This is a genomic window from Chelativorans salis, from assembly GCF_025336525.1.
Classification (GTDB): domain Bacteria; phylum Pseudomonadota; class Alphaproteobacteria; order Rhizobiales; family Rhizobiaceae; genus Chelativorans; species Chelativorans salis.
Genome location: NZ_JAOCZP010000014.1, coordinates 48,214 through 71,659 on the forward strand (window position 1 = coordinate 48,214; position 23,446 = coordinate 71,659).

The 23,446-nt window shown below is 61.9% G+C and carries 18 protein-coding genes and 1 pseudogene; 12 read left to right on the forward strand and 7 right to left on the reverse strand.

Going from position 1 to position 23,446, the window contains the following annotated elements; all coding sequences use genetic code 11:
* The first annotated feature begins 158 nt into the window (after positions 1 to 158).
* Genes N5A92_RS25980 through N5A92_RS25995 form a run of 4 tightly spaced genes read left to right on the forward strand, consistent with a single transcriptional unit; the run spans position 159 to position 3,970 of the window.
* On the forward strand, positions 159 to 1,163 hold the full coding sequence (locus N5A92_RS25980; protein WP_260907428.1) for an ABC transporter permease: 1,005 nt from the start codon (positions 159 to 161) through the stop codon (positions 1,161 to 1,163).
* A gap of 6 nt (positions 1,164 to 1,169) precedes the next feature.
* Positions 1,170 to 2,027: an ABC transporter permease gene (locus tag N5A92_RS25985; protein WP_260907429.1), complete on the forward strand. Its 858-nt coding sequence runs from the start codon at positions 1,170 to 1,172 to the stop codon at positions 2,025 to 2,027.
* 51 nt (positions 2,028 to 2,078) lie between these two features.
* On the forward strand, positions 2,079 to 3,059 hold the full coding sequence (locus tag N5A92_RS25990; RefSeq protein WP_260907501.1) for an ABC transporter ATP-binding protein: 981 nt from the start codon (positions 2,079 to 2,081) through the stop codon (positions 3,057 to 3,059).
* A complete protein-coding gene (locus N5A92_RS25995) occupies positions 3,056 to 3,970 on the forward strand; it encodes an ABC transporter ATP-binding protein (RefSeq protein WP_260907430.1) in 915 nt (304 codons plus the stop codon). Before N5A92_RS25990 ends, N5A92_RS25995 begins: the two co-directional genes overlap by 4 nt.
* 705 nt (positions 3,971 to 4,675) lie before the next feature.
* On the opposite strand, the gene N5A92_RS26000 is transcribed toward N5A92_RS25995, so the two are convergent.
* On the reverse strand, positions 4,676 to 5,233 hold the full coding sequence (locus N5A92_RS26000) for a PRC-barrel domain-containing protein (protein WP_260907431.1): 558 nt from the start codon (positions 5,231 to 5,233) through the stop codon (positions 4,676 to 4,678).
* 592 nt (positions 5,234 to 5,825) lie between these two features.
* Here N5A92_RS26000 and N5A92_RS26005 point away from each other — a divergent pair.
* The 8 genes from N5A92_RS26005 (at position 5,826) to N5A92_RS26040 (ending at position 13,697) form a co-directional block, all read left to right on the forward strand.
* Entirely contained in the window at positions 5,826 to 6,035 is a 210-nt protein-coding gene (locus N5A92_RS26005) for a cold-shock protein (RefSeq protein ID WP_260907432.1), read from the forward strand.
* A gap of 602 nt (positions 6,036 to 6,637) precedes the next feature.
* Positions 6,638 to 7,402, forward strand: coding sequence for a FadR/GntR family transcriptional regulator (locus N5A92_RS26010; RefSeq protein WP_260907435.1), 765 nt, complete (start codon positions 6,638 to 6,640; stop codon positions 7,400 to 7,402).
* Positions 7,403 to 7,445: 43 nt separating this feature from the next.
* A complete protein-coding gene (gene denD / locus N5A92_RS26015; RefSeq protein ID WP_260907437.1) occupies positions 7,446 to 8,429 on the forward strand; it encodes a D-erythronate dehydrogenase in 984 nt (327 codons plus the stop codon).
* A gap of 1 nt (position 8,430) precedes the next feature.
* Positions 8,431 to 9,204, forward strand: a complete 774-nt coding sequence (locus N5A92_RS26020; protein ID WP_260907438.1) for an SDR family oxidoreductase — start codon at positions 8,431 to 8,433, stop codon at positions 9,202 to 9,204.
* A 28-nt stretch (positions 9,205 to 9,232) separates the two neighbouring features.
* Entirely contained in the window at positions 9,233 to 10,300 is a 1,068-nt protein-coding gene (locus N5A92_RS26025) for an ABC transporter ATP-binding protein (RefSeq protein WP_260907439.1), read from the forward strand.
* 132 nt (positions 10,301 to 10,432) lie between these two features.
* Complete coding sequence (locus N5A92_RS26030; RefSeq protein ID WP_260907441.1) at positions 10,433 to 11,746, forward strand: ABC transporter substrate-binding protein; 1,314 nt, start codon at positions 10,433 to 10,435, stop codon at positions 11,744 to 11,746.
* A 95-nt stretch (positions 11,747 to 11,841) separates the two neighbouring features.
* Positions 11,842 to 12,774, forward strand: coding sequence for a carbohydrate ABC transporter permease (locus N5A92_RS26035; protein WP_260907443.1), 933 nt, complete (start codon positions 11,842 to 11,844; stop codon positions 12,772 to 12,774).
* 23 nt (positions 12,775 to 12,797) lie between these two features.
* Positions 12,798 to 13,697, forward strand: coding sequence for a carbohydrate ABC transporter permease (locus tag N5A92_RS26040; RefSeq protein WP_260907445.1), 900 nt, complete (start codon positions 12,798 to 12,800; stop codon positions 13,695 to 13,697).
* 91 nt (positions 13,698 to 13,788) lie between these two features.
* On the opposite strand, the gene eglC is transcribed toward N5A92_RS26040, so the two are convergent.
* The 6 genes and pseudogenes from eglC to N5A92_RS26070 all read right to left on the reverse strand — a co-directional run bounded on the left by eglC (position 13,789) and on the right by N5A92_RS26070 (position 23,336).
* Positions 13,789 to 15,231 (reverse strand): endo-1,3-1,4-beta-glycanase EglC, encoded by a 1,443-nt coding sequence (gene eglC / locus N5A92_RS26045; RefSeq protein WP_260907502.1) that lies wholly within the window; start codon positions 15,229 to 15,231, stop codon positions 13,789 to 13,791.
* A gap of 237 nt (positions 15,232 to 15,468) precedes the next feature.
* Positions 15,469 to 15,861 (reverse strand): annotated as a pseudogene (locus N5A92_RS26050) (1,3-1,4-beta-glycanase); the annotation flags it as partial.
* 297 nt (positions 15,862 to 16,158) lie between these two features.
* Entirely contained in the window at positions 16,159 to 17,475 is a 1,317-nt protein-coding gene (locus tag N5A92_RS26055; RefSeq protein WP_260907446.1) for an HlyD family type I secretion periplasmic adaptor subunit, read from the reverse strand.
* Positions 17,476 to 17,499: 24 nt separating this feature from the next.
* Positions 17,500 to 19,368: a type I secretion system permease/ATPase gene (locus tag N5A92_RS26060; protein WP_313958466.1), complete on the reverse strand. Its 1,869-nt coding sequence runs from the start codon at positions 19,366 to 19,368 to the stop codon at positions 17,500 to 17,502.
* Positions 19,369 to 19,554: 186 nt separating this feature from the next.
* Positions 19,555 to 21,468 carry an ABC transporter ATP-binding protein gene (locus N5A92_RS26065; RefSeq protein ID WP_260907448.1) on the reverse strand — a complete coding sequence of 638 codons (1,914 nt, stop codon included), beginning with the start codon at positions 21,466 to 21,468 and terminating at the stop codon, positions 19,555 to 19,557.
* Entirely contained in the window at positions 21,468 to 23,336 is a 1,869-nt protein-coding gene (locus N5A92_RS26070; RefSeq protein ID WP_260907450.1) for an ABC transporter ATP-binding protein, read from the reverse strand. Before N5A92_RS26070 ends, N5A92_RS26065 begins: the two co-directional genes overlap by 1 nt.
* Positions 23,337 to 23,446 lie beyond the last annotated feature (110 nt).

Consider the following 23,446-nt stretch of genomic DNA (forward strand, 5'->3'; position numbering starts at 1 on the left):
GGCGTCATCCCGGATGCTGGAGCGAAGCGGAGACTGTCCGGGACCTATTCCAGAACGTGGGCAGATCACGGAACCTATCCTGGCTCGCGGTCGCTTCGCTCCCTTGGCCGGGATGACGACGCTTCTTTGTCGAGCCAGCTCAACTTCCCAACGCTACTATGAAGGATTATCTGACTTTCGCCCTGAAGCGCTTCTTGCAGCTTCTCGCCGTCGTCTTCACCGGCATCTCGGTGGCCTTCTTCGTCTCGTATCTGAGCCCTATCAGTCCGGTTGAGACGATCATCGGGCGTGTCAGCGGGCAGTCTGCCTACAGCCCCCAGGCCATCGCCTCGCTGCGCGAGACGCTGACGGAGCTTTTCGGCCTCAACGTGCCGCTTCACGAGCGCTATTTCAATTTCCTCGGTCGCCTTCTGGTCGGCGACCTCGGCCCATCGCTGCTCGCTTTCCCGACGCCCGCCATGAAGCTGGTCATGCTGGCGCTGCCGTGGACGGTCGGCCTCTTAGCGGTGTCGACGATCCTCACCTGGCTCATCGGTAATATCCTCGGCGGCCTCGCCGGCTACTATCAGAACTCCCGGCTCCTCAAGGCCTTCGGCGTCATCGCCATCGGCATCCAGCCGATCCCGTACTACATCGTGGCGTTCCTGATGGTCATCATCTTCGGCTTCTTATGGCCGGTGCTGCCGATCTCGGGCGGCTTTGCCATGAACGTCCGCCCCTCTTGGTCGCCCGAATTCATCGTTTCGATCCTGCGCCACGCAATCCTGCCCGCAGCGTCGCTGGTGATTGTCGGGCTTGGCACCTGGTTCCTCGGCATGCGGGCGCTGGTCTCCAACATCGTCACCGAAGACTACGTGACTTACGCCGAACTTGCCGGCGTGGAGCGCCGGCGCATTGTCTCGTCCTACGTCATCCGCAACGCCATGGTGCCGCAGCTCACCGCACTTGCCATGGCGCTCGGCGGCATCTTTTCCGGCACCATCATCACCGAGCAGGTCTTCGCCTATCCCGGTCTCGGCACGCTTCTGGTCAGGGCGGTCAACGCCGGCGATTCGGCGGTGGTGCTCGCCGTCTCGTGCATCGCGGTGATCGCGGTGGCGACGGCGATCTTCCTCATCGACCTCATCCACCCCCTTCTCGATCCGCGCATCAAGGCACAGTAGGCCGATATGTTCAGCGTCGTCCGCGATCTCATCCGCTACAACATCGAATTCACCATCGGCGTTATGCTGGTCGGCGTCATCGTCGCCTTCTCGCTTCTGAGCTTCTTCTCACCTGTCGATCCGACGGCCATCTACACCACCATTCCCGATATGCCGCCGAGCGGGGAATATTGGTTCGGCACCAATTCGCGCGGACAGGACCTCTTCTGGCACCTCGCCTTCGCCTTCCGCAACACGCTGTTCTTTGGGCTGACGGTCGCAGTGCTGTCGCGCATCATCTCGATCACGGTGGGGCTAACGGCAGGCTATCTCGGCGGCTGGGCGGACCGGACGTTGATGTTCTTCAACGACATCTTCGTCGCCATTCCCATCTTCCCGATCCTTATCCTCTTCTACTTCGTGCTGCGCAGCGACCTCACCATGATGAAGCTGGCGCTGATCATGGCCTGTTTCGGCTGGCCGTTCGACGCGCGGTTGATCCGCTCGGTGGCGCTGGGGCTGAAGCACCGCGAGTTTACCCGTCACGCCGTCTTCGCCGGCATGTCGCCCGCCCGGATCATGTATGAGGAGCATCTGCCCTATGTGATGCCGATCGTCTTCTCGACCGCCATGGCCAACATGATCTGGTCGATCGGGCTCGAGGTCACACTCGCCGTCCTCGGCTTCACCAACATCAACGTGCCCACCGTCGGCACGGCGCTCTACTGGGCCAACAACCACTCGGCGATGGTCGTCGGCGTGTGGTGGTGGATCGTCATTCCGGTAGTCCTGATCGTCATGACCTTCCTCGGCCTCTTCCTGCTCGCCGTCTCCATGAACGAATATATCGACCCGCGCAGCCGCCTGCGCCGCATGGGAGCATAAGCCTTGGCCAACGACATCCTTACAGTCGAGGGCCTTAAGGCCTACTACCAGATGAATTATTTTGGTGTGGAACGCGAGGTGCGCGCCGTCGACGACGTCACCATGCGGGTGAAGGCCAACGAGATCTATGGCATCGCCGGCGAGAGCTCGTCGGGCAAGACCAGCTTCATCAAGGTGTTGGCTGCGGCCATCCGCCCGCCTTTCCGCATTGTCGACGGCTCCGTGACTTACCGGTTCAACGGTACGCCCATCGACGTCGCCCATGCTGGGGAAGATGAAATCGCCAAGATCCGCTGGAAGCACCTGTCCTACATCATGCAGGGCTCCATGAGCGTGCTCAATCCCGTGCGCCGTGTGCATTCCGCCTTCAAGGACTTCGCCTTCCGGCCGATGGGCCTGAAGCGCGAGGCGTTCTGGGAGGCCGTGGAGGCGCATCTGGCCCGCCTTCACCTGGAGCCCGGCGTGCTGAGGGCCTATCCGCACGAGCTTTCCGGCGGCATGCGTCAGCGCGTGACCATCGCGCTCGCCACCGTTTGCCAGCCTGAGTTCATCATAGCCGATGAGCCGACGACGGCGCTCGACGTGGTGGTGCAGAAGGACGTCCTGGCGATGATCCGCGAGGTACAGCAGGCGCTCGGCTCCTCCGTCGTCTTCGTCACCCACGACATGTCGGTTCATGCCAATATCACCGACCGGCTCGCCATCGTCTACGCGGGCCGCATCGTCGAAGAAGCGCCGACGCGGACTATCTTCACGGCCGCGCGCCATCCCTATACCCGCCATCTGGTCGCCAGCCTGCCGCGCATTGGCGACACCAGCCCGAAGCCGTCGCTCGAAGGCCGCCCGCCAAGCCTCGCCGAGCCGCCGGCTGGCTGCCGCTTCCACCCGCGCTGTCCCATCGCCATCGAGCGCTGCCGCAAGGAAGTGCCGGTGCTGGAGGAGCGGCCCGGCGGACATCGCGTCGCCTGCTTCCGCGCCGACGAGGCGCTTTCCCCCGCCAAGGTCCTGCACGTCGAGGAGTCTCTGTCATGAGCGCGTCGCCGCTTCTCGATGTCCGTGACGTCAGCAAGGTCTTCACCATGGGCGGCGTGCTCTCGCGCAAGCAGATCAAGGCCGTCAATGAGGTGAGCTTCGCACTGTCGGCCAAGAAGCCGGAGATCTTCACGATCATCGGCGAGTCGGGCTCCGGCAAGACGACACTCGCCCGCATGATCCTCGGCAGCGAGGTGCCGACGAGCGGCGAACTGCTGTTCGAGGGAAAGGATATCGCCGCGCGCCGCGGGGCCGAGCGGCTTGCCTTCATGGCGCGCGTGCAGCCGATCTTCCAGAATCCGTTCGAGGCGTTCAACCCGCTGAAGCGCGTCGACCGCTACCTCGCCTCCACCGCCCGGCGCTTCCTCAATGCGCGCACCGAGGCGGAGATGGAAGGGCCGATGGACGAGGCGCTCCAGCATGTCGGGCTGTCGCTGAGGGAGGTGAAGGGGCGCTTTCCGCATGAACTGTCGGGTGGTCAGCTGCAGCGCACGGCCATCGCCCGGGCGCTGATCTCAAAGCCGAGCGTGATCGTCGCCGACGAACCGGTCTCCATGGTCGACGCCTCGCTCCGGATGGCGATCGTCAACCTCTTCAAGCGGCTGCGCAACGAGCTTGGCGTCACCATCATCTATATCACCCACGACCTCGCCACCGCCTACTATATCAGCGACCGCATCATCATCATGCAGAAGGGGCACGTGGTCGAAATGGGTCCCGCCCGCCCCATCCTCGAAGCCCCGCAGCACCCTTATTCGCAACTTCTGAAGCGCTCGGTGCTCTCCTTTGACGGTGCGGGAGGTGGTCGAATTACCCGCTCCGGCCGCGAAGAGGTGGACACGAGCGCCGAGGCACTCATCAAGGGACGGCTGAAGCCGGCGGGCGACGGGCGGCTGGTGCGGGTGGGGTGAGGGCGGGTCCCGCAATTTCAGCAGATTGCTCCTACGGGAGCGTATCCTCGCGCTGGCACAGCCGGCGCAGTGCACTTCCAAGATTCCTTATGCGCCAGACGAAATGTATCCTCGCCATTGCTTTATTGGCTGGTTGCCAAGGCGCTGCGAACGATGAGCAGGCGAGTTACTTGGAGCTAAATCGAGAAATCCCCTTCTTTGTCGGGCAATGGGCGGCGGAAAAGACGATGTGCGGTTCCGCTGCATGGCAACTGACTGAAGCGGGCCTTTCGACGCCTGGGCATGTCAGCTGCAAATTTGACCACCTCGATAGTTCATCCGGGACTTACGACATCGAAGCTACGTGCACGGCTGAGGGGGCACCCGCTCAACACCACCTGAAGATATCTTACGCTCAGTCAGCGCGCGCACTCCTCATAGAAGGCGGCCCTTTCCAGCCAATCGGGCTCGTGGCTTGCAAGCGATACTAGTACCGAAGGTGGCGCGTCAATCGTTCCGGTTGGGTCTCATCTTCAGCCCTGACGGCGGCTATCGACGACAATGGTCTCCGCTCCGAGATCCATGAAAGTTCAAGCGGCGTTGACACGGCAGCCCTCCCGCCGGAGCGAGGTACCGGAAAGTTGAAATTGATCCAGACCGTCGCCGCAGAAGCCGCCGCGCGGAAAGCGGGCATCCTGCTGGGAGGATAGCCGTGGCACGAACGCGCTATTCCTCTGCAGGTTCGGCTGGCTGTGCTTCAGCTTCGGCCTGCGCCGCCTCGGCCGCGGCCTTTTCCTCAGCGGCCTTGATTTCCTCCGCAGTCGCCGGCTTCGGCTCGGCTATGTTCGCATCGGCCGGCATGGGCCGATAGGCCGAGCGGTCGAAGTCATCCAGCGCCTTCAGCGCATCGGCGCTGGTTTCCACCACAAGCCAGCGGTCGCCTTCGCGCTCCGCCCACATCGCTACGTCATATTGGAGCGCGACCTCCTTCTGGCCGATGCCGAGAAAGCCGCCAACGCCGACAACAATGGCCTCCACCTCACCATCATCGCTGATCACGAGATCGTTCACCTTCCCAATGTTCTGTGCGTCGTCGCCTCTCCCGCTATAGACAGTTTCACCGATCAGATTGGACGCCAGATGTCCCGAGGCACGCACCACCATTTCAACTTCCGGCTGGGCCGGAACGGGTTCTGTGGGGGCCGTAGGAGTGGTCGTCTGTGCCATCGCACCGCTGGCTAGCAGCGTGGCGACCGCCGTGCTTATCAAGAGTTTGCTGGCCATGATCGACTCTCCTTTTGCTGTGCGGGGCATGCTCGCATTCCGCCTCGAGCAGAAGCGCGGGCATATCAACCCTTGAGTTAACTCCGCTGGATATCTGTGGGTTCCGCGGCACACTTCACAACGCGACAGGAGCCACTGCCAAGACGGCGTGCAGCGATTCCCGTCCGATGCAATAGTCAGGCAAGCGGCATCGGTCCGAGGAGGAGTTCTCTTGCGCATTCGGGACTGCAGATGTCTGGCGTATCAACGCCGACTTGTTCGGCGAGCCATCCCGGCTTCTTCTTCTGCCCTAGGGCCTTTGGGTGGAACCAGACTACCTTGCGCTCGTTGGCTATTCCAAGCGAGGAACGCCATGAACGACGACACAGATCCCGATCCCGTCAAGGAGCCAAACTCGGATCGACCGCCCGATGAAGAGCCCAACGCACACCCGGGCGGGCCAACGATTCCCCCGCTGCATGTCTGCCAAAACCTAAGGGCAATGCGGGGTATTCAATTTGCTCGATTTGTCAGAGCTGCATCTTCGGCAAGACCGTTGCGTTGAGCATGCGTCCCCGTCAGCAGGCGAAATCACGTGATAGAGAGGATGAATATGGCTACTGGTACCGTGAAATGGTTCAATGCCACCAAGGGCTTCGGCTTCATTGAACCCGACCAGGGTGGACCGGATGTGTTCGTGCACATCTCAGCCGTCGAACGTTCGGGCCTGAGCAGTCTCGCCGACGGACAGAAGGTCAGCTATGAGGTCGTCCAGGATCGCCGCACTGGAAAGTCGTCTGCTGAAAGCATAAAGGCCATATGACTTAAACATCTCCGGCCGCGTCAGTGCCAGGAGGTTCTGCGGTCATTCCGGCCTAACATCATCGGCTCCGGGCATATGGCACGCCATGGCAATTCCCGCGGGCAGTGACCGCTTTGCGGTGCGGTCGACGGCTGACATGCTTCCCGATTTTCGGACCGTTCTGAGCTGGGATTTTCCAATTATGATCCCCGAATTGGGAGAGGGAGAATTCCATGAAGAAGTCGAAGTTCTCGGAGGCGTAGACACATAGGTTACACATCTGGCCCTTTGCGGGATGAATGCGAGGTGCCGTGGAAGGAATGTAGCCTGCCTTCTCCCGTCTCGCGCAGCGCGTTGCTGCAACATATTCAAAGGCGGCGCGTTGCGTTGGCGAAACCGCTACCAGCCAGCACCACCTCACAAGCACAATAAGGTCGTACAGGCGGAAGGCCCGCCAGTTAAGCCCAGGGCATCCAGGCGGGTCTGCGGCCTTATCTTTGCTGCTGCGACGGCGAAAGGGCGTTGACTCTGTGGTCGAACGATGCGCTACTCCGAGCTTATCTACTGGTCCATCCAGCATATCAGTCGGGATATCCGTGGCCACCAAGGGCAGCAGCATTCTGATGCAGGTTCCGCAGATCGGGCAAAGCCTTGCCCGCCGAACTGCGCGCGAGGTGATCGCCGATAAGCTGATGGCGCTCATCGCGACGAACATGCTGAGGCCGGGCGACGAATTGCCGGGTGAGCGGGAGCTTGCTAACGTGCTGCACGTCAGCCGCGAGACCGTGCGTGGAGCGGTCCAGTCGCTGGCAGTGCGCGGCATCATCGAGGTTTCTCAGGGCAGCCGCAGCCGAGTCGCCAATGTCGATCTCGGGCACCTGCCGGTGACCATCGCATCGCCGAACGCCATCGACAGTTATGATCTGGAATCGGTCCATGCAGCGCGTCGCCACATCGAGCTGAAGGTGGTTGGCGACGCGGCCGAGTGCATGGACAGTGAAGCCTTGCGCAAGCTGGACAATCTCCTCGATGCGCAGCGTCTCGCCGGCGGCGACGCAATGCGCTTCCTCATTTGTGACCGCGAGTTCCATGTCACGATCTACCGCGCGTGCGGCAATCCGCTTCTGGCTGACTTCGTTACTGATCTCTACACCTACATGATGGAGTATCGCCGCAAGGCGATGACCAGGCCGGGCGCCATCGCCGCCAGCTACGCTGATCATTTGGCGATCGTAGAAGCCCTCAAGGGACGCGATCGGGAGGCGGTGACCGCTGCCTTCGCAAGACATTTGGACCGCATCTACGAAACGACCAAGGAGATGCTGCGCAGGCCCCCGGCACGGGCGCGCGGGAAGAGCGGGAAGAAGAGGACGCAGGTGACAGGCTGAGGATCGCTGGTTGGAGGCGGATGCCATGGGAGGAACACGTTAGATGCATGTGCTTGTGATCGGTGCTGCCGGGATGGTCGGCCGCAAACTGGTCGAGCGGCTGGCGGCGGAGGAGGGGCTGCTCGGCGTCGGGGTAAGCCGCCTGTCGCTCGTCGACATCGTGGAGCCGCCGGTGCCGGCGGCGTTTACCGAGATCGCCACACCGATGGCGATGGACCTTTCCGCGCCAGGCAGTGCTGAAAAACTCGCCGCCGCGCGTCCCGACATCGTCTTCCATCTCGCGGCGATCGTCTCCGGTGAGGCGGAGGCGGATTTCGAGAAGGGATACCGGGTTAATCTCGACGGCACGCGGGCGCTGTTCGAGGCGATTCGCCTGGAAGGCCAGACGGAGCCTTATCGGCCGCGTGTCGTCTTCGCCTCCTCCATTGCCGTCTTCGGCGCGCCGTTTCCGGACAGGATCGGCGATGAGTTTTTTGCGACACCGCTGACGAGCTATGGCACCCAGAAGGCGATTGCAGAGCTTCTTCTGTCCGACTATTCCCGGCGCGGCTTTTTCGATGGCGTCGGGCTCAGGCTCCCCACCATCTGCATTCGCCCCGGCAAGCCGAACAAGGCGGCATCCGGCTTCTTCTCCAACATCTTGCGCGAGCCGCTTGCCGGCCAGGAGGCGGTCCTGCCGGTGGAGGAGGACGTGCGCCACTGGTTCGCCAGTCCGCGCGCGGCGGTCGGGTTCTTCATACATGCGGCCACGCTCGATCTGTCGCGGGTTGGGCCGCGGCGCAACCTTACCATGCCGGGACTTTCGGCGCTGGTGGGCGAGCAGATCGCGGCGCTGAAGCGTGTGGCCGGCGAGAAGGCGGTGAAGCTGATCCGCCACGAGCCCGACCCGACGATCCGTGCGATCGTTGCGGGCTGGCCGACGAATTTCGACGCGAGGCGCGCCGAGGGGCTGGGTTTTGCGGCGGAGAACAGTTTCGACGACATCATACGGATCCATATTGAGGACGAACTTGGCGGAGCGATCTGACATGGCAGAAGCAAAATCGGCAACGGGCAGGATCGCCCTGGTGACGGGCGGCGGTACCGGCGTCGGGCGCGGCATCGCCGAGGCGCTCGGCGCGGAGGGCTACACGGTGGTCGTCTCGGGCCGGCGCGCCGATGTGCTGGAGGCGGCAGCGAGCGAGATGGCGGCGGCAAAGGGCGGCACCTTCCGGGCAATTTCCGCCGATGTCGGCGATCCGCAGTCGGTGGCGGCCCTGTTCGCCGAGATCGAGCAGACCTTCGGCCACCTCGATCTCCTGGTGAACAACGCCGGCACCAACGTGCCGGCCGTGCCCATGGAGGAGATCACCTTCGACCAGTGGAGCACCATCGTCGCGGCAAACCTCACCGGCGCCTTCCTGTGCACGCAGCAGGCCATGCGGCTGATGAAGAAGCAGACGCCGCGCGGCGGGCGCATCATCAACAACGGCTCCATCTCGGCGACGACTCCGCGGCCCCATTCCGCGCCCTATACGGCCACCAAGCACGCCATCACGGGCCTCACCAAGTCGACGGCGCTCGACGGCCGGCCCTTCGACATCGCCTGCGGGCAGATCGACATCGGTAACGCGGCGACCGACATGACGTCGAGGATGAGCGCCGGCGTGCTGCAGGCCAATGGCGAGATCGCCAGCGAGCCGACCATTCCGGTCAGCCACGTGGCGGAGGCGGTGGTCTATATGGCCGGCCTACCGCTCGAAGCCAATGTGCTGAACCTGACGGTCATGGCCACCAAAATGCCGCTGGTTGGCCGGGGATAGCCGTACCGAATCTTCTGGAGGAGCGGAAATGGCAGGCGTTGAATTTGTCGATGTGCGGAAGTCCTTCGGGGCGGTTCCCATCATCAAGGGCGTGAATATCGGGATAGAGGACGGCGAGTTCGTCATCCTGGTCGGGCCCTCGGGCTGCGGAAAATCGACGTTGCTGCGCATGCTGGCGGGGCTGGAGAACATCTCCGCCGGATCGATCCGCATCGGCGGCCGCGTCGTCAACACCCTGCCGCCGAAGGAACGGGACATCGCGATGGTGTTCCAGAACTACGCGCTCTACCCGCATATGACGGTGGCCGACAACATGGCCTTCTCGCTCAAGCTGAATGGCACGGCGAAGACGGAAATGGAACGGCGCGTAAGTGCGGCGGCGGAGATCCTCGGGCTTTCCAGTTTGCTCGACCGCTATCCGCGGCAGCTTTCGGGTGGCCAGCGCCAGCGCGTCGCCATGGGGCGGGCCATCGTGCGCGACCCGCAGGTGTTCCTGTTCGACGAACCGCTGTCCAATCTCGACGCCAAGCTGCGCGTGGCAATGCGGGCAGAGATCAAGGAACTGCACCAGCGCCTGGCAACGACGACGGTCTATGTGACGCACGACCAGATTGAAGCCATGACCATGGCGGACAAGATCGTCGTCATGCATGACGGCGTCGTCGAGCAGATCGGTGCTCCGCTCGATCTTTATGACAAGCCGGCCAATCTCTTCGTGGCAGGCTTCATAGGCTCACCGGCCATGAACATGATCAACGGCCGGCTGGACCCGGAGGACCGCACAGCCTTCGTGGCCGTGGATGGCACGCGGCTTCCGGTCGCCGATCCAGGGCAGGCCGCGGTCGGTCGCGACCTCGTCTACGGCCTCAGGCCTGAATTCATCCGCCTGGATGCGGCGGGCCTGCCGGCCGAGGTCATCGTCATCGAGCCGACCGGCTACGAGACGCATATGATCGTGAAGCTCGGCGGCGGCGAGGCAAACTGTGTGTTTCGCGAGCGCGTTCGGGTGGGACCAGGCGAGACGATCAACATTTCCATCGATGCCGACCATGTGCACCTGTTTGATAAAGACACGGGAAAGAGGCTTTCCAGGTGATACGGCATCGACCGGCTTTTCGGGACGGGCGGAAGAGGGCCTTTCCGAACAGCTGATCGGTGCCTCGGCATCCGCATCAGCGGGACAGCGGATGGCGACGGAACAATGTCCCGTGACCATGAGGAGGAGACGATGATTATTAAGCGACGCGACTTTCTGACCGCTTCGGCAGGGCTGGCCGGCATGGCCGGACTCGGCGCGATGGGCATACGCCCGTCCTTTGCCCAGACCGAGCCGACCTATACGCCGGAGGAGGGGGCGAGCCTGCGACTTCTGCGCTGGGTGCCCTTCGTCAAGGGCGACGAGGAAGCATGGAACGCCAACACGCAGAAGTTCATCGACCAGACCGGCATCCAGGTGCGCATCGACCAGGAGAGCTGGGAGGACATTCGCCCAAAGGCGGCCGTGGCCGCGAATGTCGGCAGCGGGCCGGACATGGTGATGTGCTGGTTCGACGACGCCCACCAATATCCCGACAAGCTGGTGGACGTGACCGAGCTCGCCAATTACCTGGGCGAGAAATATGGCGGCTGGTATGACGGCGTGCGCGGCTATGCCACGCGCGGCGACCAGTTCATCGCCATGCCGCTGACGGCGATCGGCAACGCCGTATGCTACCGCGACAGCCATATGCAGGCAGCCGGCTTCAGCGAATTCCCCGAAGATACCGAAGGGTTCCTGGAGCTGTGCAAGGCGCTGAAGGCCAACGGAACGCCGGCCGGCTTCCCGCACGGAAAGGCGGTCGGTGACGGCAACAACTACGCTCATTGGCTGTTGTGGAGCCATGGCGGCAAGATGGTGGACGAGGATGGCAAGGTCGCCATCAACAGCCCTGAGACAATCGAGGCGATCAACTATGCCAGAGCGCTCTACGAGACCTTTATCCCCGGCACCGAAAGCTGGCTCGACATCAACAACAACCGTGCCTTCCTTGCTGGCCAGATTTCGCTGACGGCCAATGGCGTCTCGCTCTACTATGCGGCCAAGAACGACGAGGCGCTGAAGGAGATTGCCGAGGACCTCCGCACCACCAACTTCCCCATCGGCCCCGTGGGCGAGAGCGCAGAGCTGCACCAAACGAGCTCGATTGTGCTGTTCAACCACTGCCAATATCCGGAAGCCGCCAAGGCCTACATCAAATTTATGATGGAAGCCGACCAGATGAACGCGTGGATCGAGGGCTCCAGCGCCTATTGCTGCCAACCGCTCAAGGCCTTCGCCGACAATCCCATCTGGACTGCCGACCCGGTCCACGCGCCCTATGCACGCGCGTCGGAGACCTTGCGCCCAAACGGCTACGCCGGCCCGCTCGGCTACGCCTCGGCGGGGGTCATGGCGGACTATGTGCTGGTTGACATGTTCGCCTCTGCCGTCACGGGACAGTCGACGCCGGAAGAAGCGGCGACCGAGGCGGAGCGGCGGGCCAACCGCTACTACCGCATCTAGAACTGCGCCTTGCGCGGCTCGTCCCGATCGGCTTGCGCACCGGCGTTCCAGTGAGCGCCGGTGCGCGCTAAACCCACTCCGGCCGGAGAAGTGCGATGTCCACCATGTCGATTGAAAAGCCCCGCTTTTCCCTGTCCACTCTCATGCAGAACGGCAATATGCTTGCCCTTTTGTTCATGCTGCCGGCGGCGGTCTTCCTCATCTGCTTCCTGACCTATCCGCTCGGGCTCGGCGTGTGGCTGGGCTTCACGGATACGCGCATCGGCCGCGAGGGCATCTTCATCGGGCTGGACAACTACCAATATCTGGCGAGCGACGGCGTCTTCTGGTTGTCGGTGTTCAACACGCTGCTCTATACGACCGTCGCCTCAGCGGTGAAATTCGCGCTCGGCCTGTGGCTGGCGCTCATCCTGAACGAGAAGCTGCCGTTCAAGTCCTTTTTCCGCGCCATCATCCTGTTGCCATGGGTCGTGCCGACGGTGCTTTCCGCGCTCGCCTTCTGGTGGATCTACGATGCCCAGTTCTCGATTGTTTCCTGGTCACTGATACAGCTCGGCATTATCGACAGCCCGATCAACTTCCTGGGTACGCCGAACAATGCGCGCGCTTCCGTCATCACCGCCAATATCTGGCGCGGCATTCCGTTCGTCGCCATCTCGCTGCTTGCCGGCCTGCAAACCATTCCGCAATCGCTGCACGAAGCCGCCTCGCTCGACGGCGCCACAAGCTGGCAGCGCTTCCGCTATGTCACCCTGCCGATGCTGACGCCAATTATTGCCGTGGTGATGACCTTCTCGGTGCTCTTCACCTTCACAGACTTCCAGCTCATCTACGTGCTGACCAAGGGCGGACCGGTCAACGCCACCCATCTGATGGCGACCTTGTCCTTCCAGCGCGCGATTCCCGGCGGCCAGCTCGGCGAGGGTGCGGCCATCGCAGTGGCCATGATCCCCTTCCTGCTTGCCGCCATCATGTTCAGCTTCTTCGGCCTGCAGCGCCGCAAGTGGCAGCAGGGCGGCCAGGATTGATGGCAGGGATCAAGGAGGCCAAGATGAACACGCAAGCGCAATCCGAAAGCCAGGCCCTGACCGACACCAGCGAGGGCATGAGCTACCTCAACCGGCTGCCGCGCCGGCTGGTGGTGCTCTACCTGCCACTGGCGATCTTCGTGTTCGTTCTTCTATTTCCGTTCTACTGGATGACCATCACTGCGATCAAACCGAACGCGCAGTTGACGGACTACAATAACTACAGCCCGTTCTGGGTCGTCGGGCCGACGCTGGCGCATATCCGGTACCTGTTCTTCGAGACCTCCTATCCCGGCTGGCTGGTCAACACGATGTATGTGGCGGTCGCCTCGACCGTGCTGTCCATCGCGGCGTCAGTCTTCGCCGCCTACGCGATCGAGCGCATCCGCTTCACCGGGGCGCGGCCGGTCGGTCTTCTGATCTTCCTCGCCTATCTGGTCCCGCCCTCGATCCTGTTCATCCCGCTCGCCTATATCGTCTTCAAGTTCGGCATCTACGATTCCAAGCTGGCGCTCATCTTCACCTATCCGACCTTCCTCATTCCCTTCTGCACCTGGCTCCTGATGGGCTATTTCCGCTCCATCCCCTTCGAGTTAGAGGAAAGCGCGCTAGTGGACGGTGCCTCACGCTGGCAAATCCTGACCAAGATCATCCTGCCGCTCGCCGTGCCGGGCCTGATCTCCGCCGGTATCTTCGCTTTCACGCTGTCGTGGAACGAGTTTATCTATGCACTCACCTTCATTCAATCGTCGGAGAACAAGACGGTACCCGTCGGCGTGCTCACGGAGCTTGTGCGTGGCGACATCTTCGAATGGGGCGCGCTGATGGCTGGAGCCCTTTTCGGCTCGCTGCCGGTAGTGATCCTCTATTCCTTCTTCGTGGACTATTACGTCTCCTCGATGACGGGGGCCGTGAAGGAATAGCGTCGAATGGGATTCACTGGGTGGATTCCACGGAGCGTTCAAGGCGGCCGAAATCGCCGCCTAGCTTATTCGCTCCTATCCCGGGGCATGTTCAGAGCGTCCATTCGCTGTCTGCACTGACTGTAGAAGCGCCAGCCTGAAGGTCGTCCAGCGTATATGCGTGGATATAGTCGATCTGCATCTGCGCAGGCGCAGCTAAGCCGTCATCGGGCTCGCCGGCGATACCGCCCACCGCAAGGTTGGCCAGCAGGTACATTTCCCGGTGCATGTCGGCCGGCGTGGACGTACGCGCCACCTCCGTATCGTCGAAATACCAGACGAGCTCATCTTCAGTCCACAGCACGCCATAGGTATGAAACCCTGCTGTGTCGGAGACATTGGCCGACGACAAGGTTTTGATGTGGCTGCCCGTTTCCTTTGTGTGGGCGGTCAGGTCGAGCCTATTCGGCTCCTGTCCGCGCATCTCGACCACGTCGAGTTCAGGCGGCCACGAGTGATCTTTTGGCAAGAGCCAGAAGGCCGGCCAGGCGCCGTCATTCTCAGGCATGTCGGCTCGCATTTCGAAGTAGCCATATTTCTGGGCAAAGGATTCGTAGCTCGTCAGCAAGCCCGAGGTATACTCATAGTTCTCGATATAGGGGCGAATATCCTCTGGCGCGCGCGCGGCCGTGATCGTGACAACGCCGTTGTCCACACTGAACGGAGTGACCGGATTGGTGGGCTCATAGTCGGGCTGAACGTACCATTGCAGCTCATCATTCTTGTAGAGCGTGCTTCCGTTCTCCTGACCCCACCAGAAGTTCGTGTCCCAGGTGCCGGACTCTCCGTTCCACAGATCAAGCGTGCCGAATTCTTCCGAGAAAGTCGCCTGGAAACTCGACCTGTCGAGCTGAAGCTGAAACTGGCTTTCATCGAATTGCTCGATGGTGGTGTCAGCGAAAACCAGCGCCTCGGCGCCAAGGTCAAGCAGAACGTCATTGTCCGCTTGGGTCATTCTCGCCTGAACCTCTTCGAACGAAGTTATCCCATAGCCATTCAGGCGCACCGTGTCCTCAGCCGCAATATCAACGATCAAGTCGCTGCCGTTACCTGCTTTGATACTGAATGTATCAGCACCTGCACCGCCTTCGAGAACGTCGTCACCCAAGCCACCATCCAGCGTTTGCGCGCCGTTCTTTCCCATGATGATGTTGTCGGCATCGTTGCCGAAGGCATAGCGCCCGTCACCGGTGACTTTCAGGTTCTCGAAATTGTCAGGCAAGGTGTAGCTCATCCAAGTGACAATTGTGTCGACGCCCTTGCCAGGACTTTCGCTGGCGCGGTTGGTAGCCGAGTAGAGATGATAGATATCATCGCCGCCGCCGCCATACATGGTTACATCGACGCTCCCATCGCCCCACATCGCGTCATTATTGGTGCTGCCGTAAAGTTCGGGGCCGGCATCCGTCGCCGAATAGTGGTTGACTGAGGCTCCGCTATAGAAAAGCGGAACGCCCTTGGCATTGAGCACACTGTTTTCCGGTGCTTCGTCAATCGTGAATTGGCTCTCATCGAGCTGATCAATGGTGGTGTCCGCGAAAACAAGGATCTCGCCCCCGTCAAGGTCGATCTGAACGCCGACGTCCGATTGGAACATCCTCGACTGCAGGTCCGCAAATGTGGTGATCCTGTATCCTTCGATGCGCACGCTGTCCTCGGTCGTGAAATCAAGGATCAGGTCGCTGCCATTTCCCGCTTTGATGATAAAATTGTCGGCCCCCGCACCGCCCTTCAGCACATCGTCACCCCTGCCGCCGTCGAGGGTCTGGGTCCCGTTCTTTCCCATGATGATGTTGTCGGCATCGTTGCCGGTGGCCTTGCGCCCATCGCCGGTAATCTTCAGGTTCTCAAAATTGTCCGGCAACGTATAGCTCATCCAGGTGACGATCGTATCGACGCCTTTGCCCGGAGCTTCGACTGCCCGGTTCTTCGGGGAGTAGAGGTAGTAGATGTCGTCGCCGTTGCCGCCGTACATGGTGACATCGACGCTGCCGTCGCCCCATAACGAGTCATTGGCTGAGGTGCCATAGAGCTGCGGGCCAGATCCTGTCGCCGAAATGTGATTGGCTGAGGTTCCACTGTAGGGGAGGGGTACGCCTCGGGCGTTTACAACGGTGGTCATCATCAAAATCCCTTGCCTGATATTCGCTGCCCTGCGGCGAGGCTAACATCCTGCGTTATGCCAGACGACGGGGCCGGCACTAACGTTGTGCTACAGCACGTCATGAACGAGCCGGAGTCGGACGTTCCTTCCAGATGAGCTCCACCGGCTGCTATATGCTGTACCTCTGGCTTTGAGCCGCGGTGGCCCGCTACCTGGCGCTATCAGCTTGAGAGGAATGCATGCCCACTACGACTTGCGCCCCATCCATTGAAATGCAGGCAAAGTGAAACGCAAACTGGCGGCCCTTTTCTCAAGGACCTATTCCTCCCGAAACGCCCGACTGAAGCTGTCGACGACCGGCTTAGCTAAATATTCAAAGAATGTTCGCTCGCTGACCTTGATGTAGGTCTCGACGGGCATGCCGGGATAGATTTGTTCCGCTGTGATTTCCGGGGGCAGTGCATCGGTCAGGCGCAGCCGTGCCGTGTAGTAGGCCTGCTCATTGCTACGGTCGACCAGCCGGTCGGCCGACAGATAAATCACGGTCGCATCGACTGTCGGCGTCGTGCGGGCATTGAGCGCGTTGAAGCGCAATCGCGCTTCCTGCCCCACTTTGACAATATCCACATCCTGCGGCAGGACACGCGCTTCGATCACAAGATTGGTTGCGGTCGGCAGGAGTTCGAGCAGGGTGTCGCCGGGCCGGACCACGCTCCCGCGGCTATTATAGGCCATCTTCACAATGACCCCGTCGCTCGGTGACCGGATCACGATCCGATCAAGGACGGCCTTTGCGGCGCTCCGCTGCTCCTCGGCGTCGGCCACTTCGGCGCGAACGTCATTGAGTTCGGAAACAGCCGTCTCGATGCGCTGTGTCTTCAGCCGTGCAATTTGTTCCTTGGCCTCGGCGATTTGCGTGCGCGAAGTCAGAATGGAGGCCCTGGTTTGGCCAAGCTGGCCCAGCAGATCAGCTTCGCTTCGCAACAAGGCCGTGTATTCCGACCGATCAGTGAGCCCTTGGTCCAACAGCCTCCTCTTCCGTTCTGCTTCGTCCTGGACGACCTCAAGTTGCCGTTCGACCGCAGCCTGCTGGGCTGCCATGCCCTCGATCTGCTCATTCAGCGCATTGATGCGCTGCCGCATGATAGCGAGATCCTGGCGATGACGCGCAAGACGCGTGTTGAATTCCGTCGCCTGCTCGGTCAGAACGCTGTGTTCACCTTCAGACTTGGCCGTTTTCTCAAGGTCTTCGGGGAAAAGGAGCTTGTCGGCACCATCCCGCTCGGCAGCGAGCCGCGCGGCGCGCGCCGAAAGAGCGATGAGATGCTTGCGAAGGCGATTGTACTGGGTGCGGACATTGGTTCCATCGAGCTCGAAAAGCGGCTGACCTGCTTTGACGTGGTCGCCTTCCTCGACAAGGATCTTGTCGACTATACCGCCTTCAAGGTGCTGAACACGCTGGTTCTGTCCGCCCGCGGCAACGACTCCCGGCGCGACAGCGGCCCCCGCAAGTGGAGCGAGCGAGGCCCAAGCACCGAAACCGAAGACGTAAAAAAGTGTGGCGGCAAGCCCGACAGCCGAGACCAACCGTGTACTGGTCTTAACGCTCCTGGCCCAATCTGCGTTGTCGTTCATATCCATCGTTCCCCGAAAGCCGGCTCAACGACCGACATCGGCTACGCTTGCAAACTGCCCGGGAACAACCCGCCGCGGCGCTTTGCTGGCACTATGTTGCTGCTCCTCTCGCGCAGCCTGCATTTTCTCGGCCTGACGCTGAAATACCTCCTCGCGAAGCCCGTAGTCTTCCAGAATCCCATCGTACAGGACCATAATCCGGTCCGCCTTCTCAACGACCGAACGTCTTTGCGTCGCGATCAAGACAGTAATTCCTTCCGACTTCGCAACGGCGAGAGCGCGCTCCAGAGCCTTCTCGCCATTGATATCGAGATTGGCGTTTGGCTCATCGAGGACCAGAATTCTCGGCTTGCCGAAGAAGGCCCGGGCGAGGCCGACACGCTGCCGCTGCCCGCCCGAAAGCTGGAGGCCCCCGGGGCCGATCGTCGTATCGTAGGCTTTCGGAAACTTTAGAACGAGATCGTCCACTTGGGCCATCTGGGCGGCGCGGATAATGGTCTCGCCAGAGGCCTCCGGATCAAAGCGGGCGATGTTCTGCGCGACGGTTCCCGGCATAAGCTCGACCTCTTGTGCGAGATAGCCGATGTACTGTCCGAGTTGCTCGGGGTCCCAATTACGAATATCCGCGCCGTCGATTCGCACCGCGCCTGATCGTGGCTCGACTGCTCCAATCAGCGTGCGCATGAGGGTCGTTTTGCCTGCCCCAGAAGGCCCAAGCACCGCCACGCATGTGCTCGCCGGAATCGTGGCGCTGACGCGTTTCAGCAACGGCTCGCCGGCGTGCGTGCCGTCGCGACCCGCTGCCTCGCCAGCCGGCGGGAAGACGATGACGGCTTCAAAACTCACTTCACCCTGCGGAGGGGGAAGGTGTGTGCGTGGCTCGACCGTCCTCGCGGCGGTAAGTGCCTCGGTCAAGCGCTTCCACGCCTTGCGCGCCTCGACGAATCCTCTCCAGTTGCCGATCACCTGATCGATCGGCTGAAGGCCACGCCCGGAGATGAGCGAGGCGGCGAAGATCATTCCCGCTGTCATTTCACCGGCCAGCACGAGATAGCCGCCGTAGCCGAGGGTGGCGATCTGGAGGCCGAGGCGCAGGACGCGCGAGAAGCCGGCAAAGAGTGCGTTGACCCGGTTCGTCCGATCCTGCGCCGCGAGAGACAGAGCTTCATCGGCACCCCAGCGACGGACGATGTTGCGGCTCATACCCATCGCCCTCAGGCTTTCGGCGTTCCGCACAAAGGCTTGGGCGGCAAGCGTCGCATTCATTTGGCCGGTGACAGCATCGCCCATCGATTTGGTGCTCGCCCACTGATTGGCTATCGCGACCGCGACAAGAACAATCGCTCCCATGATCGTCAGCCAGAAGAGATTCGGATGGATCAGGTAAAGAAGACCTATGAAAATAGGGGCGAAGGGCAGGTCGAGGAAATTGAAGAGCCCGCGCCCGGAGATGAAGCCGCGGACGGTATGGAGATCGCGGAGCGGCTGGACGTCACCTAAGCTTGCACGAGGACCGGCCATGCTGGCCAAAAGCGCGTCCGCACCGGCCACCACTTCGAGACGACTGGCAAGACGTCCAGCCATGATCGCTCGTACGCTGTCGATGATGCCGAGGAGGAGAAGTGTGCCGGCGGCAATAACGGAAATGTAGATCAATGTCTCGGAGGAGGCAGATAGCAGCACCCGGTCATAGATCTGGAGCATGTATATCGGCTGAACGAGCAGCAGCAGATTCACGATGAAAGTAAAGCCGATGAGCCCCATGAGGCCCTGGCGAAAAGTGGCCGCCAATCGCTCTCCGCCTTGCATTCGTGGATGGTTCCCTCGCAATGTCGCCGCAGGCTTGCCGAGCACCACCAGCCGCAGCCGGCAATGACCTCCTTCCTGCATCATATGCACATGAAGAAGAAATGACAGGCCGATGACGAGTCCTTTCTCATCGGCTTCAACCTTGAAACCCGCGCACGCGCGCCATCAGACTTCGCCCCGGCCTCGTCCAGGCTGGTTCGCATGTCGTCGTCAAATGGTGGAGAGTGTCGGCAGCGTCGCCGAGGCGTTCGAATGCCAGTTGATGCTTCCTTACGTCTCCGACCCGCTCCGCGCCGAAGCCTCCAACTCCTCCTCGGGGATGTCGTCGAAGGAGGCGTAGTTGAGGTTGTAGAGTTTGGAATAAAGGCCGCCCTTGGCCATAAGCTGGTCGTGGTTACCGGTCTCGATCACCTGGCCGTTCTGCAGGACGATGATGCGATCGGCGCCACGGATGGTGGCGAGGCGGTGGGCGATGACGAGGCCGGTACGGCCTTGAAGGAGCCTGACCAGCGCCTTCTGGATCAACATCTCCGTATAGCTGTCGATGTTGGCGGTGGCCTCGTCGAGGACGAGGATCTTGGCATCGGCCACCAGCGCGCGGGCAAAGCTGATGAGCTGGCGCTGGCCGAGCGAGAGATTGCCGCCGCGCTCGCCGAGTATGGCGTCATAGCCGCCGTCGAGGCTCATGATGAAATCGTGCGCGCCAACGGCCCTGGCCGCTTCGATGACCTGATCGCGGGTGGCGTCGGTCTTGTGGTAGCGGATGTTTTCGAAGACCGTGCCGGTGAACAGGAACGGCTCCTGCAGCACCATAGCAACCTGGCGGCCGAGCGATTCCTGCGTGAGATCGCGAACATCATGCCCGCCGACCAGGACCTTGCCCTTCTGCACATCGTAGAAGCGGTGGACCAGCGCCATGGCGGACGACTTGCCCGAACCCGTGGGGCCGACAAGGGCGACCGTCTCGCCGGGGTTGACGCGGAAGGAGACGTCTTTCAGCACCGGCTGCTTCGGGTTGTAGCCGAAGGTGACTTCCCTGAACTCGACCGAACCATCCATTTCCGGCGACAACACCTTGGCGTCCGGCTTGTCCTTGACGTCGACCCTGACGTCGAGCACGTCGGTGAGGCGCTTGCCCGAGGCCATGGCGCGCTGCATGACCGAGTACTGCAAGGTCAGCGAACGGATCGGGTCGAAGAAGCGCTGGATATAGAACAGGAAGGCGACCATGATGCCGACGTCGAGACCGCCGTTCAGGACCATGGAGCCGCCGACGACGATGACGAAAGCCATGGCGAGCCCAGTGAGGCTGTCGACGATCGGCACCATGATCTGAGCGTATTTCGCGGCGGTCAGGTGAGTATCGAGATTGGCGCGGGCCTTGTCGTCGTAGAGGGTGAAATTGACCTGCTGGCGGTCCATGGACTGCACCGCGCGTACGCCGTGGATGGCCTCGGCCAGCGCACCGTTGGCGACCGAATTGGTTTCGTGGGCGGCCATGAACGCCTCACGCGCGCGCGGCAGCCAGAAGATGCGGACGATGAAGAGGACCGGCATCACCGACAGCGTTAGAAGGCCAAGGCGGAAGTCGAGCCACAGCATGACGAAGACGATGCCGAACAAAAGCACGATGTCGCCGATCGACAGCACCGAGGTTTCGAGGAACTCCTGCATCGAGTTGACGTCGCCCTGAAGCCGCGACATCAGGCGCCCGACCTCGGTCTTGTCCATGAAGGAGAGCGAGACCTTCTGCAGGTGCTCGAACATGGCGCGGCGGATGTCGAACAGCACATCCTCGGCCATCTGTCCGACCACCGTCTCCTGCGTATAGCTGGCAGCGTAGTTGACGAGAATGGCCAGCCCAAATGCGGCGACGGAATAGAGGAGGGCAGGGTGGTCGATCTCGCCGAGCGCCATGCCGTTGTCGATGGCGTAGCGGATGATGAGCGGGATGACGAGCTGTGTGCCGGTGAAGATCAGGACCGCGGCCACCGAGATGATCACCTTGGCGCGGTAGGGGCGGACGAAGGCCCAGATGCGCTTGACAATGTTCTTGTCGAACGCCCGGCCGAACATCTCTTCTTCGATGCGGTGCGAGCCGACGACGGCGCGCGGCGGCCGCCGCCCGTCATCGCGCACCTCGTTGCGTTCGACCTCAAGTTCACCTGTGCCGGTAGGCGCCATCAGCTTCCGCCTCCCATCTCTTCCAGCATTTCATCGCCTGGACGGACCTGGAGGTCGTAAAGCGCCCGGTAGCGCCCGCCCTTGGCGAGAAGCTCCTCATGGGTGCCACGCTCGACGATTTCGCCGCCTTCGACAAAAAGGATCTGGTCGGCGTGCATCAGCGAGCTCAGCCGGTGGGCGATGACGATGGTCACCCGGTCCTTGGCGAAACGCCGCATGGCCGTGCGGATGCGCTGCTCGGTGGCGGCATCGATGGCGGCGGTGGAATCGTCGAAGACGATGACCGAGGGCCTAAGCATCATCGTGCGGGCGATGGTGAGCCGCTGGCGCTGGCCGCCCGAAAGCGATACGCCTCGCTCGCCCACCACCGTGCCGTAGCCGGCGGGAAGGCCAAGCACATAGTTGTGCAGCTGCGCGAACTCGCTCGCCCGCCCGATGCGCCGCTCATTCGCCCACGGGTCGCCATAGGCGATGTTGTTCTCGATAGTCGTGGTGAAGAGAAAGGCATCCTGCTGGACGACGGCAACCGACTGGCGCAGCGAGGCCAGCGTGGCCTTGCGGATGTCCTGCCCGTCGAGCGTGATGGCGCCGCCGGTGACATCGTAGAACCGCGGGATCAGATGGGCGATGGTCGATTTGCCGGAGCCGGGCGGGCCGACGATGCCGACCGTCTCTCCCTTGCGGGCCTCGAAGCTGACATTCTTCAGGACCTGGCGGTCCGCAGCACTCGGATAGGCGAAGGAGACGTTGTCGAAGCGCAACGTGCCATCGGTTATCTCGAGCGGCCTGGCGTCCGACGCATCCTTGATGGCGATGTCAAGGTCGAGCAGGCCGAACAGGCGTGAGCCACAGGTGGAGGCGCGGGCAAAGGCGTTGACCATCATGCCGAGTTGGCGCACCGGCATCTGCAGGATGGTCATGAAAGTGAGGAACGTTGCCAGGGTGCCGACGCTGATCTCGCCGGCGACGACCTTGTTGCCGCCAACCAGAAGCACCAGCCCCATGGCCAGGAAGAAGGAGAAGGTCATGGCCGAGGTGTTACGCACGCGGATGCCGACACGCTCGTGAGCGAGTTCGAGCGCGCTCTTCGACGCACGGTCGAACTTCGTCATCTCGTGGGCCTGGGCGGCGAAGGCGCGTACGACGCGGATACCGCCGAGGTTCTCCTCCATGACGCGGGTGAGCACCGACAGGCGCTCCTGTAGTTCAAGCCAGGTGGCGCGCAGCTTCAACCGGGTGACGGAGGAGCGCCAGCCGACGAAGGGAACAAAGCTCAGCGCCAGAAGGCCGAGCACGGGATCGGTGGAGATCAGGAAATAAGCACCGATGCCGATCAGCATGGTGAGCAGGACCGCGCGTACCAGCGCCGTCGAAAAATACATCCGCACGCCTTCAAGATCGAGCATGCCGATGGTGATCAGGTCGCCCGAATGCATCTGGTCGTGGAACGAGAAGGAGAGGCGCTGGATCTTCTCGTAGCAGGCAAGCCTGAGCTCATAGCCGATGTGGTGGCCGACGGCTTCGGCGTAGTAGTTCTGCGTCATGGTGAAAAGGCCGCGCAGCACGCTGACGGTCAAAAGCAGCAGCGCCGAGACCAGAAGCGCGCTTTCGGCGGCCGCCCCGGCCGCCCCACCACCGATCGCCGTCTGCGTCTGGTCCACGGCACGGCCGAGAAGCTGGGGAATGGTGAGCTGCAAAGTGGCGGCGATGATCGTCGAGCCGATGGCGAAGGCGACCTGCCAGGGATGGCGCAGATTCATGCGCGTGATCCGCAACAGCGTGCTGAGGCCCTGGCCCCAACCGGCCGCCTCCACATGCGCGAACGAATTTCGTGCCTTCGTCGCGCTGCCAATGGCATCGCTGCTCAAGGTGCTTTCCAGACTGAATTTCTTCGCCCAAAGGGCGGCGGCAAGGCAAAACGACTCGCCGTCAGGAACACTCGCCGCGCAATTAGGGCGCAACGGGACTGCGGGTTCAA

Bases quoted from the DNA above. Each gene is read 5' to 3' on its own strand.
- N5A92_RS26035 (WP_260907443.1), top strand. From the start codon at position 11,842: ATGTCCACCATGTCGATTGAAAAGCCCCGCTTTTCCCTGTCCACTCTC.
- N5A92_RS26020 (WP_260907438.1), top strand. From the start codon at position 8,431: ATGGCAGAAGCAAAATCGGCAACGGGCAGGATCGCCCTGGTGACGGGC.
- denD (WP_260907437.1), top strand. From the start codon at position 7,446: ATGCATGTGCTTGTGATCGGTGCTGCCGGGATGGTCGGCCGCAAACTG.
- N5A92_RS26060 (WP_313958466.1), bottom strand. From the start codon at position 19,368: ATGATGCAGGAAGGAGGTCATTGCCGGCTGCGGCTGGTGGTGCTCGGC.
- N5A92_RS26000 (WP_260907431.1), bottom strand. From the start codon at position 5,233: ATGGCCAGCAAACTCTTGATAAGCACGGCGGTCGCCACGCTGCTAGCC.
- N5A92_RS25980 (WP_260907428.1), top strand. From the start codon at position 159: ATGAAGGATTATCTGACTTTCGCCCTGAAGCGCTTCTTGCAGCTTCTC.
- N5A92_RS26025 (WP_260907439.1), top strand. From the start codon at position 9,233: ATGGCAGGCGTTGAATTTGTCGATGTGCGGAAGTCCTTCGGGGCGGTT.
- N5A92_RS26040 (WP_260907445.1), top strand. From the start codon at position 12,798: ATGAACACGCAAGCGCAATCCGAAAGCCAGGCCCTGACCGACACCAGC.
- N5A92_RS25990 (WP_260907501.1), top strand. From the start codon at position 2,079: ATGAATTATTTTGGTGTGGAACGCGAGGTGCGCGCCGTCGACGACGTC.
- N5A92_RS26065 (WP_260907448.1), bottom strand. From the start codon at position 21,468: ATGGCGCCTACCGGCACAGGTGAACTTGAGGTCGAACGCAACGAGGTG.
- N5A92_RS25995 (WP_260907430.1), top strand. From the start codon at position 3,056: ATGAGCGCGTCGCCGCTTCTCGATGTCCGTGACGTCAGCAAGGTCTTC.
- N5A92_RS26055 (WP_260907446.1), bottom strand. From the start codon at position 17,475: ATGAACGACAACGCAGATTGGGCCAGGAGCGTTAAGACCAGTACACGG.
- N5A92_RS26005 (WP_260907432.1), top strand. From the start codon at position 5,826: ATGGCTACTGGTACCGTGAAATGGTTCAATGCCACCAAGGGCTTCGGC.
- N5A92_RS26030 (WP_260907441.1), top strand. From the start codon at position 10,433: ATGATTATTAAGCGACGCGACTTTCTGACCGCTTCGGCAGGGCTGGCC.
- N5A92_RS25985 (WP_260907429.1), top strand. From the start codon at position 1,170: ATGTTCAGCGTCGTCCGCGATCTCATCCGCTACAACATCGAATTCACC.
- N5A92_RS26010 (WP_260907435.1), top strand. From the start codon at position 6,638: ATGCAGGTTCCGCAGATCGGGCAAAGCCTTGCCCGCCGAACTGCGCGC.